This is a genomic window from Alkalicoccus saliphilus (assembly GCF_003044065.1).
GTDB classification, from domain to species: Bacteria; Bacillota; Bacilli; order Bacillales; family Salisediminibacteriaceae; genus Alkalicoccus; species Alkalicoccus saliphilus.
In genome coordinates, this window is record NZ_PZJJ01000005.1 from 146,211 (window position 1) to 160,871 (window position 14,661).

Below are 14,661 nucleotides of genomic sequence, written 5' to 3' on the forward strand. Positions count from 1 at the left end.
GATAAAAGATTTGTCGAAAAACTTTTTATAGTGCTTTTTTTATGACTTTCTAAAGAGTGTCATCTTCTGAGCCATTATCATTAAATGATTCAAAGTACGGGTTGATTCTCATATGGAGAATCCCTTCCTGATCAGGGTCTAATTCCTGAACGACAGCGGGATATGGTTCCATTCTTTCTGCAAAATTAGTTATAGTTGAGCTTACGGTCCAACCATCGTTCATTAATACAATCAGCTGATCTTCTCTTTCTTCCACCGGACTGTAAATAATATCAGAAATTCGTTCTTTAACAGATGGATTCATTTTTTCAAGTTCTTCAGCTACAGACGCCGCGTGGGACTGCTGCTCAAAATCACGAAGAAGCGGTGCCCCGCCGGGTGTGTAGGAGGCTGATTCATGAAGAACTCCATTTTCCAGAAGTGGAACAGGACTATTATCATCATTAATAATATAGGCAGCTGTTTCATATTCCTCTACCTGGATATAAACAGTATTAAACCACCTTCTGTTCATATCGGCTCTTGAAATAACGTCATGGCTTTCTATGCCAGCTATCCTTTCTTCTTTATTTAAATTCCAAATATTCACTTCTTCACTCAAGTCAGAAAGTTGTATTATTTCCTCTACTTCTATAGATTCATTTCCTGAAACTTCTACGTTTTTAACATTACTGAGTCCGCTCTGCATATACAGCATCCCAACTATGGCAAGCAGGAAAACAGAAATGTATATAATCAGCCTTTTACGGGCCCTTTTTTTACGCTGCTCTTTCAGCTGGGGCAGTTTATCCTCCATATCGATTACTGTTTTATTCACCAATTCCGTTTTCTCCCCTGTCTTTCTTTTAAACTGTATTTCTTTACCTGCCAAAACCATATGGAATATAACTATTAATTTACTTGCAAGCGGGTGTCAATGTATTTTCAGTTACCCTTTTCGAATTTCGGAAATGAACCGACTCATTTATTGCGCCCCGGGTGCGCAGATTGAGCGACATGAAGCATTTTATTTTAAACCCCGTTCCCGGAGGACACAGCCTGCACGAAAATCTCCTCCACGGCAGGCCGGTTGAAAGTGAAGGTTTTTCTCCAGGCCCCAAAGCGCACCCTGCGCTTATTTAAAGTCATTTAGTTTAACAGTTTTTTAATTTCCTTCGTAAGCAGGGCAGCCGATTCGGGAACCCCTGCCTCCAGAGCTTTCTTTTTCATCAGCTGCTCATTCTCTGCTGTCAGCCCTTGTTGAATTGCCTGCGTGAGCGATTCTGCATTCAGGCTGTTTTCTTCGATTAGAACCGCAGCCCCCTTATCCACTAGCGCTTTGGCATTTTTAAATTGATGATTATTGGTCACGTACGGACTGGGAACAAGGATGGACGGAAGACCTAGAGCTGTCAGTTCTGCAAGTGTAGTCGCCCCGGCACGGGCAACCACCAAATTTACTTCTTTAAGCAGGGAAGGCATATCATCAATGTACGGTACAGCCTTTAATTTTTCGGTTTCTTTTTCCTTGAGATCTGCAGCTATCTCCTCGTAGTGAACTTCTCCGGTAACATAAACCACCTGGAAATCCTGCCCGTCCCAGGATGGAAAAGCGGACATTACCGCTTCATTTATCGGCCTTGCTCCTCTGCTTCCACCTACGATAAGAACTGTAGGAAGTTCATTTGATAGCCCGACAGCTTTAAGTGCCCCGCCGCTCCCCTTAGTTTCTGCTGCTTCACTCGCCCTGGGATTCCCCGTGAATACTACTTTTTCTTTAGGGAAGTAATTTTCCGCTTCGTTAAAAGATACAGCAATTTTATCAACATACCTGGCAAGAAATTTGTTGGTCAGCCCGGGCACGCTGTTCTGTTCATGGATAATAGTCGGCACCCCTGCTTTGGAAGCAGCGTAGACAACAGGCCCGCATACGTAGCCTCCCGTACCTATTACGATATCGGGCTTGAACTCCTCAATGTATTTGCGGGCAGTTTTTACAGCTTTCAAAAAACGCAGTACAGTTTTGACATTTTCCGCACTTAATTTTCTGCGGAAACCAGTAATATGAACACTTTTAAATTTAATGCCTGCTTTTGGAACAATCGATGCTTCCAGACCCTTTTCGGTGCCCACGTACAAAAATTCAGCTTCATGTTCTTTCTCCAGATGACGAATTAAAGCGAGTGCCGGATAAATATGCCCTCCCGTTCCGCCGCCGGATATTAATACCTTCATTTTATTTTTGCCCTCCAGTGCTGGTTTCAGCTGTCAAACGCTCGACTGTTCGAATAAATGTGTCTCCACGTTCTTCAAATGTACGGTACTGGTCCCACGATGCGCAGGAAGGAGAGAGCAAAATCACATCTCCATCTTCAGAACACCCAACCGCTTCATCTACAGCATCGTTCAGAATTTCAAATGTTTTTACGTTTTTCACAGAGACTTTTCTGGCAGTTTCTGCGATTTTTTCCGCAGTTTCACCATAAGTAAATACCGCTTTTACTTTCCCCATATACTTTTCAAGCTCATCAAATGCAAGCCCCCGGTCCAGTCCCCCGCCTATAAGGATAACAGGTTCTTCAAATGCTTTAAGAGCGGTGATAGTCGCGGGTACATTTGTTGCTTTCGAATTGTTATAAAACCGCCGGCCCTTCCACTCTTTGATAAATTGAAGACGGTGCTCCACCCCGCTGAACGTCCGGAGAACTTTGCGGATTTGAGCTTTACTCGCCCCCCCAATACTAGCGGCAGCGGCAGCTGCAAGTGCATTGGCCGTATTATGTTCTCCAGGAAGCGAAAATTCTTTTAAACTGAGCAGTTCTTTTCCGAAAAGCCAAATGGCCTGTTTTTTTACACATGCTCCTTCTGGAAGATCACGTTTTAGAGAAAAAGGGACTTTATGGGCCGCTGATGTTTTAACCATTTCTACGACAGCAGGATCGTCCTCATTGTAAACGAGATAATCGTCGGATGTCTGGTATCGAAAAATTTGTTTTTTTGCCCGAATATATTCGTCCCTCGATCCATGATAATCCAGATGAGCATCAACTAAGTTCAGCAGTACTGCTACTTTCGGTCTGAACGTATCAATTCCAAGAAGTTGAAAGCTGGAAAGCTCCATTACAAGAACGTCGGAAGAATCCGTACTTTGTACAGCTTCTGAAGCGGGTCTGCCTATGTTACCGGCTACTACCGCCTTTGGACCATCTTCTTTAAACATTTCTCCTATATAGGAGGTCGTCGTTGTTTTACCATTTGATCCGGTAACCGAAATTATAGGACAGTCAGCCGCATCGAAGGCAGTCTGAATTTCTGTCAGAACCGGTACTCCCAGCTGAACGGCCTTCTCAACAATAGGGTGATCATAACGGATACCGGGATTTTTTACGAGAGCCTTAAGTCCGCTGTGAACAAGGTTGGGAGGGTGGCCTCCACATACTACTTTAATGCCCAGTTTTTCAAGCTCCTGCGCCTGAATATTTCCTTCGTAAGGAGCCTGATCGTTGACAGTCACATCAGCCCCGAGCCTGTACAGCAGCTTCGCTGCCTCCGTCCCGCTGCGTGCAAGACCTAGTACCAGCACTTCTGTATTTTTCCATCTTGTTTTAGTTTTCATTTTTATAATCCTACCTCCAGCCAGATTCCTGCAGCAGCGAGTATTCCCCCGACCGCCCAGAAAGTAAGTACAACACGCCATTCACTCCATCCGGAAAGTTCGAAATGATGATGCAGTGGACTCATTTTAAAAATACGTTTTTTACGGAGTTTGTACGAGCCTACCTGGAGCATAACAGAAAGTGTTTCAATAACAAAAACCCCTCCTACCACGACGAGCAGAAGCTCTGTTTTTGTAAGAATAGCAATCATTGCCAGAGCTCCTCCCAGGGCGAGAGAACCTGTATCCCCCATAAACACTTTGGCAGGATGCGCATTAAATACGAGAAAACCGAGCACTGCTCCTACTACAGCTATTGAAAAAACAGAAACCGTCCACAGTTCGAATACAGCAGCGACGATCGTAAAAGCTGTAAATGCCACAGCTGCTGTTCCAGCTACAAGACCGTCCAGTCCGTCAGTTAAATTCACAGCATTACTTGCACCAACAAGCATTACGATAATAAGTGGTAAATACAACCAGCCTATATCCACGCTCCAGGCAGTACCCGGTACTGCAATCTCTGTAGAAAGGCCTGTCTGCACAAGGACGAAATAAACTACTGCACTGATAGCCACCTGTCCTAAAAATTTCTGTTTCGATGTGAGACCAAGATTTCTTTTTTTAGCCACTTTTATATAATCGTCCAGGAAACCAAGTAATCCAAATCCGAGTGTTACGAGCAGAAGAAGCCATAATTCCACATTGATAGTGTGAAACTGCCCGGCAATAATAACAGAGCCTATAGCAAGAGAAAATATTATCATTAATCCTCCCATCGTTGGGGTTCCCGTTTTTTTCCGATGGGACTCCGGCCCTTCATCTCTAATACTCTGACCAAATTTCAGCCGTCTAAGAAAAGGTATAAACACCGGTGATAAAAATACTGTAAGCAAAAACGATAACAACAAGGCAAAAAACAGCCCATTTTCAAGCATAAAACTTTCCCCTCTCTACTCTCTGTTCAATTCATTTAAAATTTCATATATTAAAGCCCGGTTGGCACCTTTGTAGAGCATAACATTGGGACCATTCATGGCTTCCCGCAGATCCTCCATCGCTTCTATATGAGTTTTGTAATATTTACTGATTAAATCTTCTCTTCCAGATCTTTCCAGAGCATCATGAACCCAGAAAGCCTTTTCGCCGACAGAAAATACGTCTGTAACAGCAGTGGTAATATGATCAGCAAACAATTCATGGACGGATTTATGTGTCCTGTCTGCCTGAAACCCTTCATCAATAACAAGAATTCTTCGTTCATACGGCTGAATGTGGGAAAGCCAGCCGAGGGCATAATCGAGATCTGCCCTCTCCATGGCTTCCGCCTCAAAAAGAACGAGTCCTTCTGCTTTGGTATTCAGCGTCTGATAACCGAACGTTTCCGGCGTCAGCAGATCTACAGGCGCATCCGTTTTTTCAGTAGTCATTCGATACACTTGACTTGCAGCTTCAAGCAGAGGACGGTAGCTTTCAATCCACGGTGGGATGTTTAAATCCTGAGAAACGGGTACAGGTGGGTTAACAGAAATACGTATCGTTTCCTTCATTCCTTCGAGAATGTCCGCCTCCTCCAGTGATTTTCCCCGGTAATAGCTTATGAGAGCTATGTCCGGCTGCAAAAGTGAAGCTCTGTCGTACATACGCACACTGCTTTCTACTGCTTCTATAAACACAATCTCTGTGTCTATGTCGAGTGAAAGTACTATTTCAGCTGTCTCTGTTCCCCGGCTTTCCTGTTCTTTTATAAAAGCTGTACGCCGTCCCCCTGTCCAGGCTTTCAACACCCTGAGAAGAATAGAAGCAGTATAATCTCCCTCTACAAAAACGACATCTGCTCTATGGTCATTAAGATATTGTCCAGCAAGTTCACGGCAGAGACCTTCTGGATCCGGGCTCATAAACAAAGGAAAATCATCAGGAAGCGTAGCTGGTACCGGCTCATCTATGTGCCATAAAGCTCCCGCTGCCCCACCTTCTACTGCTGCTTCAATGAATTGATGACCATCATACCGTGAATCTTTCTTTGCAACAAAAAGTGTACCTTCTTCCACATCATAAATGCTGCTGACTACTTTAGGAAAAACCAGCTCCTTTTTATTACCGACTGATTTATCTGCCAGCTGCTGCAATTTGGATGAGGTTACGAATGCTGTCATTATTCCCACTCCTTTAAGGCTTCTTCGGCAACTAGACGGTCATTAAAATCAAATCTCTCCCGGCCTATCTCCTGATAAGTTTCATGTCCTTTTCCAGCAATAAGCACTACATCTCCTGCAGATGCACGCTTCACCGCTTCAAAAATTGCTTTTTTTCGATCTTCTACAACTGTATAGGAAGCTCCGGACATTCCTTTTTCCATATCATTTATAATATCTCCCGGTTTTTCCAGACGCGGGTTGTCTGAAGTAAGATAAACATGGCTGCTGTAACGTTCCGCCTCTTCTGCCATAAGGGGACGTTTAGCTTTATCACGATTTCCCCCGCAGCCTACAACTGTATATATATTCTTTTCTGCTATTCCACTGATTGTTTCCAGAACGTTTTTAAGACTGTCCGGTGTATGAGCATAATCAACGATGACATGAACAGGAACATCAGACAACACCGGTTCAAACCTCCCGGTCACTCCCCGCAGTCCAGAAAGAAGAGGGAGAATACTTTCCCATTTATAGCCAGCTCCATAAAGAGCTGCTGCTGCAGCGAGAACATTATACACTGAAAACTTACCAGGGAGCGCTGTATGAATTTTCTGTTTAACACCCGGAGCACAAAAGTCAAACGACGACCCGCCGGGCTGCAGGTTCAAGTTTTCTGCTCTTATGGAGGCTTTTTCGGACAGGCCGTAAAGTAAAACTGGAGCGGCGGAAGCTTCCTCCATAATAAAACTGTACTCATCATCTGCATTAATAACCGCCGCCGTCTGCTTATTTCTTTCATATGAACTGCCGAGCTGCGCAAAAAGCAGGCTTTTCGCTCTCGCATAATCCTCCATGGAATGATGAAAATCGAGATGATCCTGTGACAAATTAGTGTAAACTGCTACATCAAACTGGGTACCATGAGTTCTTCCAGAGACGAGAGCATGGGACGACACTTCCATTACAGCCTTTTTCACACCGGTCTCCCTCATATCATTAAACAATTTCTGCAGAGTAAGTGATTCAGGAGTAGTATTCACCGATTCTTCCTGCTTTCCATCATATCGGGTATACATTGTACCTATCATGCCTGTTTTACTGCCTAATTCCTGAAGCATCTGTTCAATAAAATGTGTAACTGAAGTTTTTCCATTTGTGCCTGTTACGCCTATCAGCTGCATGTCCATACTTGGAAATTCATAAAAGCGGGCGGCTGCCAGAGCCATAGCCCGCCTCACATCCGGAACTTGAATATATGGGACGCTGACTTCAAGAGAGCGGTCACTAATGAGGGCTGCTGCACCATTACGGACAGCAGATTCAGCATAATCGTGACCGTCGACGGTATAGCCGGGTACACAGAAAAACAGAGATCCAGCCTCCACTTCCCTTGAGTCCATGGATAAACTGCTTATCTCCACATGTTTTATACTGCCATACTCCTTCCTTATAGGAAACAGTGAAGCTATTGTATGTAAAGAAATCATAAGTAATCTCATCCTTTTTATTTTGTCTCAAAACTTTCGTATCCTATTTTACTTTGATAGGTGTTATTTGTCATACTTTTTTCAAAGGAAATTCAGTATTTAAACGCTGAAAGTTAAAAAGGCCGTCTATTATTTATCTATTCAGCATTATCACTACTGAAAAAACCTCAGCTTCCATCTGGAGGGTTTCCGCCCGCATCTGCGTCATTCACAAAATGTTATACAGCTTTAAAATTCACGTCCCGCCAAAAAGGAGCTGCCTCAATGTTTGAGGCAGCTGACAATAATTTTATAATTGTGAAGCAGTTTACTCCTCCTCAGTTTCTTCCTCTTCTTCTGTCTCTTCTGTCTCTTCTGTCTCCTCTGATTCTTCCGAGCCGCCGAGTTCTGCTTCAATCCCCTCTATTTCCTCCATCAGTGTTCCTTCCTGTGGAAACTGGGAGGACACAAAGCCGACGCCTTCGTGATCAAGACTGACATCCAGCACTGCTGCGAGCTGCTGAATACTTCTTAAACTCCAGCCTTCAATATCCGGCATATGAATTTCTCCACTTGTTTTCAAAATAACACGTTCACCAGGGGCGAGCGAGGTTCCAGGGGCATGAGATTGTGCCTGGACTTCAGTACCACTTCCGAGCACGGTAGTATTCATCCCTGATTCTTCAAGCTCTGAAACTGCCTGAGCGGCAGTTTCATTAGTAAGATCAGGTATTTCATATACCCCTGAAGTATCGTCTGTGCTATCTGCAGGTGTCTCCGCTGGTATGTTCAAGTACTGCAGGCTCTGTTCCATAACTTGTCGGAAAATAAGTGATACCGGTTGATTACCGTATTCGTTTAATTCAAGTTCCGGTCGGTCAACAGCTACATAAACGATAACTTCCGGGTCATCGGCAGGGGCCATGCCGATAAATGAATAAATGTTTTTACCGTGCCCCGACTGATACCCGCTCCCATCTTCCTCCGGAATTTGGGCGGTTCCTGTTTTACCGGCTATATCAAAACCTTCTACAGCATACATCTGGCCCGTTCCTTCCTCCTGGGAAACGACGGTTTCTAATATTTCCCTTACCTCCATTGCTGTCGCTTCAGATATAGGTTCTCCATCTATCTGAGGCTCTTTTTTTTCAATAGTTTCACCGGTGTCAGAGTCTATTATTTCCGATACGACATAAGGTTTCATCATTTTTCCATTATTTGCAATAGCTGTAGCTGCTTTAACCTGCTGCATAGGAGAAATAGACGTAGCCTGACCAAAGGCTGTAGTGGCAGCGTCAATCGTATATGTTTCTGCAATCTCTCCCCCATTAACTTCATTAGGAAGATCTATACCGGTTGGTTCCCTAAAACCGAATTTATCAATATACTCATAAAGTCTGTCAGGACCAAGTATTTCTATAGCTATTTTGGAAAAGGCTACGTTGGATGATCGTTGAACCCCTTCATTAAATGAAATTTCTCCCCAACCTTCTCCATCATTATGATCGCGTATCGTCCGGTCCGTTACTTGATACGTACCGGATTCAAACTCCGCTTCCCCATTATATACACCTTCTTCGACTGCAGCAGCCAGCGTGAAAATTTTCATCGTCGATCCCGGTTCAAATCTGGAGGAAATATTATAGTTTGTATAATTTTCGATCTCTTCGTATTCGTTTGGATTGAAACTAGGACGGTTGGACATCCCTAAAATTTCTCCTGTTTTAGCATTAGCTACAACTGCCATCATTCGTTCCGGCTCATATAATTCGTCTGCCTGATTCATCGTCTGCTCCATAGCTGTCTGGATCCGTGAATCAATAGTAAGCATAACATCTTCCCCGTGCTCGGGTTCCTGAATTATTTCTTCATCCTGAGGAAGCTGGCGGCCTCTGCCATCCCGCTGGAATTGAATAGAACCGGCCTCTCCTGCCAGATAGCTGTCAAGACTCTGCTCGAGTCCCATTCTGGCTTCAGACATGTCTCTTTCAGTATAGCCGAGAATATGCGAGGCGAAAGTCTGTTTAGGGTAGTACCTGCGCGGATCTTCACGGAAAGTAATTCCTGGAATTTCAAGGTTTTCAACTTCTTCTTTCGTCTCGTAGCTGAGATTTTTTGCAGCAGCACCCAGTTCTACCTGTACTGAATCTCTGGAAAGCTGAGCTTCCAGATAATCGACATCTGCTCCAAGTACAGGAGATAATGTTTCTGCAGCGGCTCGAGGATCATCGATGTAAGAGTCCAGCCTTTCGTCCAGAACAGCAACGATAGTGTAGGAGGGAATTTCTTCCGCAAGTACTTCCCCGTTGCGGTCGACGATATTCCCTCTCTCTCCTTCGATGGAAATTGTTTGAGTCCATCGTTCCTGCAGAAGTGCTTCCAGATCAACATCCTGCACTTCCTTTGACGCTTGTATGTAAACGAACCTGGAAAACATGATGAGAATTGCCAGCGCAAAAACAGAGGCAACAATCACTGCCCTTTTAGTAATTTTATAGTTTTTAGTTATATCCACCTGTAATCCTCCCTTTAACGCTTGAAACCACCGCACAACAGAAAAAACTTTCCCGGCATCTTATACAAAGCTCCGAAAAAGTTTTACTGGTCCTAAACCTTTTTAATCGAGCTGGTGAACTACATGAACCTGCCCATCATTCATTGTCATGCCCAATTCCGACTGTGCAATTGTAAGAATGCGGTCAGGGTCGGACAACTCGGTCACCTGCAGCGCAAGTGCGTCATTCATGCTTTCCTGTTCTGTAATAGCGGTTTCTGTGGTTTGCATCTCGTGGTTGAGGGAATAGAGGGTCGCATAATTGCTTACGATGATAAAGCTGAAAGCCAGAATAACTGGAGCTGCCAAACTGTAAATGAGCTTCTCTCCCCGCGTTATACGCCTGCTTGACTTTTGCCTCCCCGGAGTCTGGCTGGTCTGCCGTTTTGGTTCAGATGATTCTTGACGATGCTCTAATAATACACTCATTTTATGTACCCTCCTTTATGTTATTGTTTTTCAGCTATACGAAGCTTTGCTGAATGAGCACGGTTGTTTTTTTCGAGCTCTTCAGGAGATGCAGTAACAGGTTTTCTTGTGATCAATTTTAATACGGGCTCCATTCCATCCGGTATAACAGGCAGACCTTTGGGAAGTTCCGGCAGGCTGCTGAGCTGCTTAAAGAATTTTTTACATATCCGGTCTTCAAGTGAATGAAACGTTATAACAGCTATTCTGCCGCCGGGGGCAAGCAGATCAACTGCCTGTTTCAAAGCGTTCTCCAATACTCCGAGTTCATCGTTCACAGCTATCCGAAAAGCCTGGAACGTCCGTTTAGCCGGATGCCCGCCTGTCCGCCGCGCAGGAGCAGGGATTGCATCTTTAATAATTTCCACCAGCTCAAACGTCGTTTCAATTGGCTTTATTTCTCTCGCTTTTTCGATTTTTCGCGCAATCTGTTTTGCAAACTTTTCTTCTCCGTAAGTATGTATAATCCTATGGAGATCCTGAAAGCTCCAGGTATTAATTATTTTCCCGGCAGTCAGTTCCTGACGCTGATCCATTCTCATATCCAGAGGAGCGTCATAACGGTAGCTGAAACCGCGTTCAGGAACATCAAATTGAGGGGAGGAGACGCCGAGATCGAACATTATTCCATCAACCTGAGTGATACCTTCTCTGTTCAAAGCTTCAGTCATACCGCTGAAATTGGATAGAATAAAGCGGATGTTCGGTGAATTCAACCTTTTTCTTGCGGCATTAAGTGCCGCTTCGTCCTGATCAAAGGCATAAAGCATTCCTGACTCTGAAAGTTCTCCAAGAAGACGTTCGCTGTGTCCTCCTCCACCGAGTGTACAATCTACATAAGTCCCGTCAGGCTTAATATTCAAACCTTCTACTGTTTCTTCTTTTAGTACGGTTTCATGCTCAAACAAAAGCTCCTGCCCTCCTCACTTCTTATTCCATATCAAAAAGTCCTTCAGCAATTTCTGCAAATGACTCTGTGGAATTTTCCACATAATTTTCCCATTCATTTTTATCCCAAATTTCAACTCTTGAGGAAACTCCAATAATCACACACTCTTTTTCAATACCTGCATGTTTTCTAAGAACAGGAGGAATATTGATACGATTCTGTTTATCCAGTTCACATTCTGATGCACCTGAAAAAAAGAATCGGGTAAATGCCCTGGCATCCTTTTTAGTGAAAGGTAGTTCCTGCAGTTTATTTTCTAATTTTTCCCATTCATTTAGAGGGTACACAAACAAGCATTTATCCATTCCGCGGGTTACTACGAAAGAGGCTCCTAAATTATTCCGGAATTTAGACGGAATAATAATCCTGCCTTTGCTGTCCAGTTGATGTTCAAATTCACCGATGAACATTCAGGCCCTCTCCTTTCCACCGCTTAACACTAATTTACCACAACTCTCCACTTTCTACCACTTAAATTGAAACATTCATAAAATTTTCAGAATCACGCGTTTTTTTATCCCTGCCTGATCCGACTATTTATGTACCGGCCGTGTCACGAGAATATAAGACACGGGTATTATGATGGCTGAAAAGGTCTCTGCTTCGCCGGCAGACAAGGATTATTTTAAGAAATTCATAATAATATCAGGGAGACTCCTTCAAAACTGTTGTACTTTGAAAATTAACATCCCTGCAGAAGTTTTTACACGTGGTGCTTTTTCTTTTTATATTGTTTTACACCATTTTAATAATACAAGAAAATATCAGGGAAGACGACTCCACTTATTAAACACTTCCAGATGGCAGACAAATCAAAAAAAGCCTGAAGGCAGATTTCTGCACATCAGACTTTCGTGTTATAAATATGCTGTAAAATGGGAAGGTTCGCCATTATCCTGTTTTACAACATTTTGAGTCAGCCGCTCCACCAGATCATTACCATAATTATTCAAAAATGGATGAATGTTCAAAAATCGCTCCTGCTTATTTTTCTCCGGGAAAATTTCTGCTTCCAAGGCTTCAAGGCGTTTTAAATGAACAGCTTCTTCTTCTTCCAGGGCTTTATTATAATCTTTTCGGTAATCTTCCATTAACTTTTTCCATTTCTTCATATACCGTTCATGCAGCTGTTCCCTTGTACGCTGACTCCCGCCCATTTCCAGTAACAACTGAAGTTCCTCAGATACTTTTGATTCCACATTTTCAATGAGTTTTTCCGAATGTGCCCCATCCGCATCTTCAAGTCTCTTCTGCCTGATTTCCTTTGTACCTCTGTTGATTACATCCTTTAGATTTATCCCGTATTGATTGAGCGTTTTTTCAGATTTTCTTGAAACGAATGTAATTGAATGACGGGGTTTTACTAAAGGCATACGGTGTCCAAAGGAATGAAAGACTTCTTTCAAAGTCCCCCAGTAATGCAGTTCCCCTGCTCCAGCTATAAAAGTATGAACAGGCAGGATTAAATCCTGCATAACCGGACGGCTTACCACATTATTGCTTAGTCCGCCTTTCTTAATAAGAGCAGCTGATATCTCTTCTTCGTTCCATAAATGATCCTCACCTTTTTTCCACCATCTGCTCCCATCAGATTGAAGAAGATAACGCTGATTATTTTCTTCTATAAACAAGTGAGCGTTGTTTGGATCTATAGCAATTGGCTCCCCGAAACCTTTTTCATACATCTTTTCTGCCTGAGAGCTAAAGGCACGCCGCATCGTCGTATTGTTTCTTACCATTTCGGAGAAATATTCCTTTTCTATTTCCCGGATCTCCGGATCATGAGCGTCCATCACTACAAGCCCGCTTCCTTTAAACAGCCTGTAAAGCACTTCTGCACACCATTCTGTATAAGTAAGATCTTTTTTTATGTCGTCCAGCAGCCCTTTTTTTATTTCTTGTGTTTCTGAAGTCTCCGGCATGCTTTTCAATGCCTCGTAGACAGCCTCCAGGGCCGCTTCCTTATTAATAATTCTTTCACTCGCAGGTGTTTTAATATCGTTTCGTTCTTTTATTTTTATTTTACTAATATTATTTTTGTCGTGAAAAAACGTATGATTTATTTCGTCTATATCATGATCTTCTCCAGCTATCCAGAATACAGGAATTACAGGCCGTTCAAGTTCACGTTCCAACCGCCTGGATTCAGAAATAATGGAAACGATTTTATGTATCGTGTATAAAGGACCAGTAAGAAGTCCCGCCTGCTGCCCTCCTACGACAGCTACTGAATCCTCCTGAAGCAGACGCTCCGTCTGGAAAAGTGCCTGTTCGCACGGAAAAGACCGTCTTTGAAAAGATTGCAGCGCCGATACAACTTTGTCTCTATTAAAAGTGAGTTTGTCCAGTTCATCGGCTCGTTCCTGCGTTTCGTTCAGCTGATAGTCATAAAAAGATATAATCTCGCTGTCAGCGTTTAAATACCGCCCCGCATATGTATCCGGTTCAAATAACCTCGTCTTTTTCAGCTCCATTTAAAGTCAACCTTTCTCCTAAAGTCCCGTCAATTATAGCAGAGACTTTCCCCCCCTCCAAAATATCGGCTCAAAATGCACGAATTCCCCGGGCATAAGTTTTTTAATCTCTGCGGATAACCCGGGAACTCACTTTGTTCTTAACAGCTTCTACAATGCGGAGGTTTTCAGAAACAGCTATATTTTGATTTGTTCCTTCTTTTATAATCCAGCCGTTGATACTTTCGAGTTCAAGAGCCCGCCCTTTTTTATAATCCATAAGCATCGAAGAGTAATTAAGTTTCGTACTCTCGATAATTTCCTCCACAAAAGCCCAGCTGCTTTTCGGCATATTCAAAACTTCTGCAGCTTCTTCAAATAATTTATATGCTTCTTCCTTTGCTTTTGTATTTTCCAGCAGATAACCGTTTCTCGTTTCATAAAGAACGGTTAAAGGATTCACCACAGCATTTACTAACAGTTTCTTTTTCAGCTGCAACTGAATATTATCTGTCCACTCTGCGTTCATTGGTGCTCCTGTTTTTTCCAGCATTTCAATGAATCCGGACTTCACACTTCCTCCGATAATAAATTTCCCGCTGCCTGTATGTATCACCTCCGCGGGTCCTTTACGGACAGCTCCATGTGTTACTATACTGAATAAAGGGGCAGAATGAAACTTTTCAGCAAGCTCTGTATGTCCCATACCGTTTTGAATAAACAGCCACGGGACTTCAGCAGGAATATTACTGTTTAAAATTTCTTCAAGGTGATATTGTTTCACAGCTATTATTACAGCCTCCGGTTTCCAGCTGGAAGAGTCCGTTGATGCCTTAACTTCCCATATCTCACCATCCATCTTTAAACCGTCTTCATTTATTGCTTCTGCCTGCTTTTCAGTCCGCGTGCGAATCATGACATTGCAGCCCGCCTGCTTTAAAAAAACAGCAGACAGAAGCCCGACAGCTCCTCCTCCAATTATCATAATATCCATAT

Annotated in this window: 12 protein-coding genes; all 12 read right to left on the minus strand. The window is 43.2% G+C overall.

Annotation, left to right across the window (positions count from 1 at the left end):
* Positions 1-49: 49 nt before the first annotated feature.
* Positions 50-817 (minus strand): cell division protein FtsQ/DivIB, encoded by a 768-nt coding sequence (locus C6Y45_RS05170; protein WP_245922575.1) that lies wholly within the window; start codon positions 815-817, stop codon positions 50-52.
* A 311-nt stretch (positions 818-1,128) separates the two neighbouring features.
* A complete protein-coding gene (gene murG / locus C6Y45_RS05175) occupies positions 1,129-2,214 on the minus strand; it encodes an undecaprenyldiphospho-muramoylpentapeptide beta-N-acetylglucosaminyltransferase (protein WP_107583966.1) in 1,086 nt (361 codons plus the stop codon).
* Position 2,215: 1 nt separating this feature from the next.
* Complete coding sequence (gene murD, locus C6Y45_RS05180) at positions 2,216-3,595, minus strand: UDP-N-acetylmuramoyl-L-alanine--D-glutamate ligase (RefSeq protein WP_107583967.1); 1,380 nt, start codon at positions 3,593-3,595, stop codon at positions 2,216-2,218.
* A 2-nt stretch (positions 3,596-3,597) separates the two neighbouring features.
* On the minus strand, positions 3,598-4,572 hold the full coding sequence (mraY, locus tag C6Y45_RS05185; RefSeq protein WP_107583968.1) for a phospho-N-acetylmuramoyl-pentapeptide-transferase: 975 nt from the start codon (positions 4,570-4,572) through the stop codon (positions 3,598-3,600).
* 15 nt (positions 4,573-4,587) lie between these two features.
* Positions 4,588-5,793: a UDP-N-acetylmuramoyl-tripeptide--D-alanyl-D-alanine ligase gene (locus C6Y45_RS05190; RefSeq protein ID WP_107583969.1), complete on the minus strand. Its 1,206-nt coding sequence runs from the start codon at positions 5,791-5,793 to the stop codon at positions 4,588-4,590.
* Positions 5,793-7,262, minus strand: a complete 1,470-nt coding sequence (locus C6Y45_RS05195) for a UDP-N-acetylmuramoyl-L-alanyl-D-glutamate--2,6-diaminopimelate ligase (protein WP_107583970.1) — start codon at positions 7,260-7,262, stop codon at positions 5,793-5,795. Before C6Y45_RS05195 ends, C6Y45_RS05190 begins: the two co-directional genes overlap by 1 nt.
* Positions 7,263-7,569: 307 nt before the next feature.
* Entirely contained in the window at positions 7,570-9,756 is a 2,187-nt protein-coding gene (locus C6Y45_RS05200; protein WP_107583971.1) for a penicillin-binding transpeptidase domain-containing protein, read from the minus strand.
* Positions 9,757-9,858: 102 nt separating this feature from the next.
* Positions 9,859-10,224, minus strand: coding sequence for a cell division protein FtsL (ftsL, locus tag C6Y45_RS05205; RefSeq protein WP_107583972.1), 366 nt, complete (start codon positions 10,222-10,224; stop codon positions 9,859-9,861).
* Between the two features lie 20 nt (positions 10,225-10,244).
* A complete protein-coding gene (gene rsmH / locus C6Y45_RS05210; protein ID WP_107583973.1) occupies positions 10,245-11,171 on the minus strand; it encodes a 16S rRNA (cytosine(1402)-N(4))-methyltransferase RsmH in 927 nt (308 codons plus the stop codon).
* A 22-nt stretch (positions 11,172-11,193) separates the two neighbouring features.
* Complete coding sequence (gene mraZ, locus C6Y45_RS05215; protein WP_107583974.1) at positions 11,194-11,622, minus strand: division/cell wall cluster transcriptional repressor MraZ; 429 nt, start codon at positions 11,620-11,622, stop codon at positions 11,194-11,196.
* A 447-nt stretch (positions 11,623-12,069) separates the two neighbouring features.
* Complete coding sequence (gene bshC, locus C6Y45_RS05220) at positions 12,070-13,686, minus strand: bacillithiol biosynthesis cysteine-adding enzyme BshC (protein ID WP_107583975.1); 1,617 nt, start codon at positions 13,684-13,686, stop codon at positions 12,070-12,072.
* Positions 13,687-13,789: 103 nt separating this feature from the next.
* Positions 13,790-14,659 (minus strand): ketopantoate reductase family protein, encoded by an 870-nt coding sequence (locus C6Y45_RS05225; RefSeq protein WP_107583976.1) that lies wholly within the window; start codon positions 14,657-14,659, stop codon positions 13,790-13,792.
* Positions 14,660-14,661: the final 2 nt, after the last annotated feature.

Bases quoted from the DNA above. Each gene is read 5' to 3' on its own strand.
- bshC (WP_107583975.1), bottom strand. From the start codon at position 13,686: ATGGAGCTGAAAAAGACGAGGTTATTTGAACCGGATACATATGCGGGG.
- mraZ (WP_107583974.1), bottom strand. From the start codon at position 11,622: ATGTTCATCGGTGAATTTGAACATCAACTGGACAGCAAAGGCAGGATT.
- C6Y45_RS05195 (WP_107583970.1), bottom strand. From the start codon at position 7,262: ATGATTTCTTTACATACAATAGCTTCACTGTTTCCTATAAGGAAGGAG.
- C6Y45_RS05225 (WP_107583976.1), bottom strand. From the start codon at position 14,659: ATGGATATTATGATAATTGGAGGAGGAGCTGTCGGGCTTCTGTCTGCT.
- ftsL (WP_107583972.1), bottom strand. From the start codon at position 10,224: ATGAGTGTATTATTAGAGCATCGTCAAGAATCATCTGAACCAAAACGG.
- C6Y45_RS05190 (WP_107583969.1), bottom strand. From the start codon at position 5,793: ATGACAGCATTCGTAACCTCATCCAAATTGCAGCAGCTGGCAGATAAA.
- murG (WP_107583966.1), bottom strand. From the start codon at position 2,214: ATGAAGGTATTAATATCCGGCGGCGGAACGGGAGGGCATATTTATCCG.
- mraY (WP_107583968.1), bottom strand. From the start codon at position 4,572: ATGCTTGAAAATGGGCTGTTTTTTGCCTTGTTGTTATCGTTTTTGCTT.
- murD (WP_107583967.1), bottom strand. From the start codon at position 3,595: ATGAAAACTAAAACAAGATGGAAAAATACAGAAGTGCTGGTACTAGGT.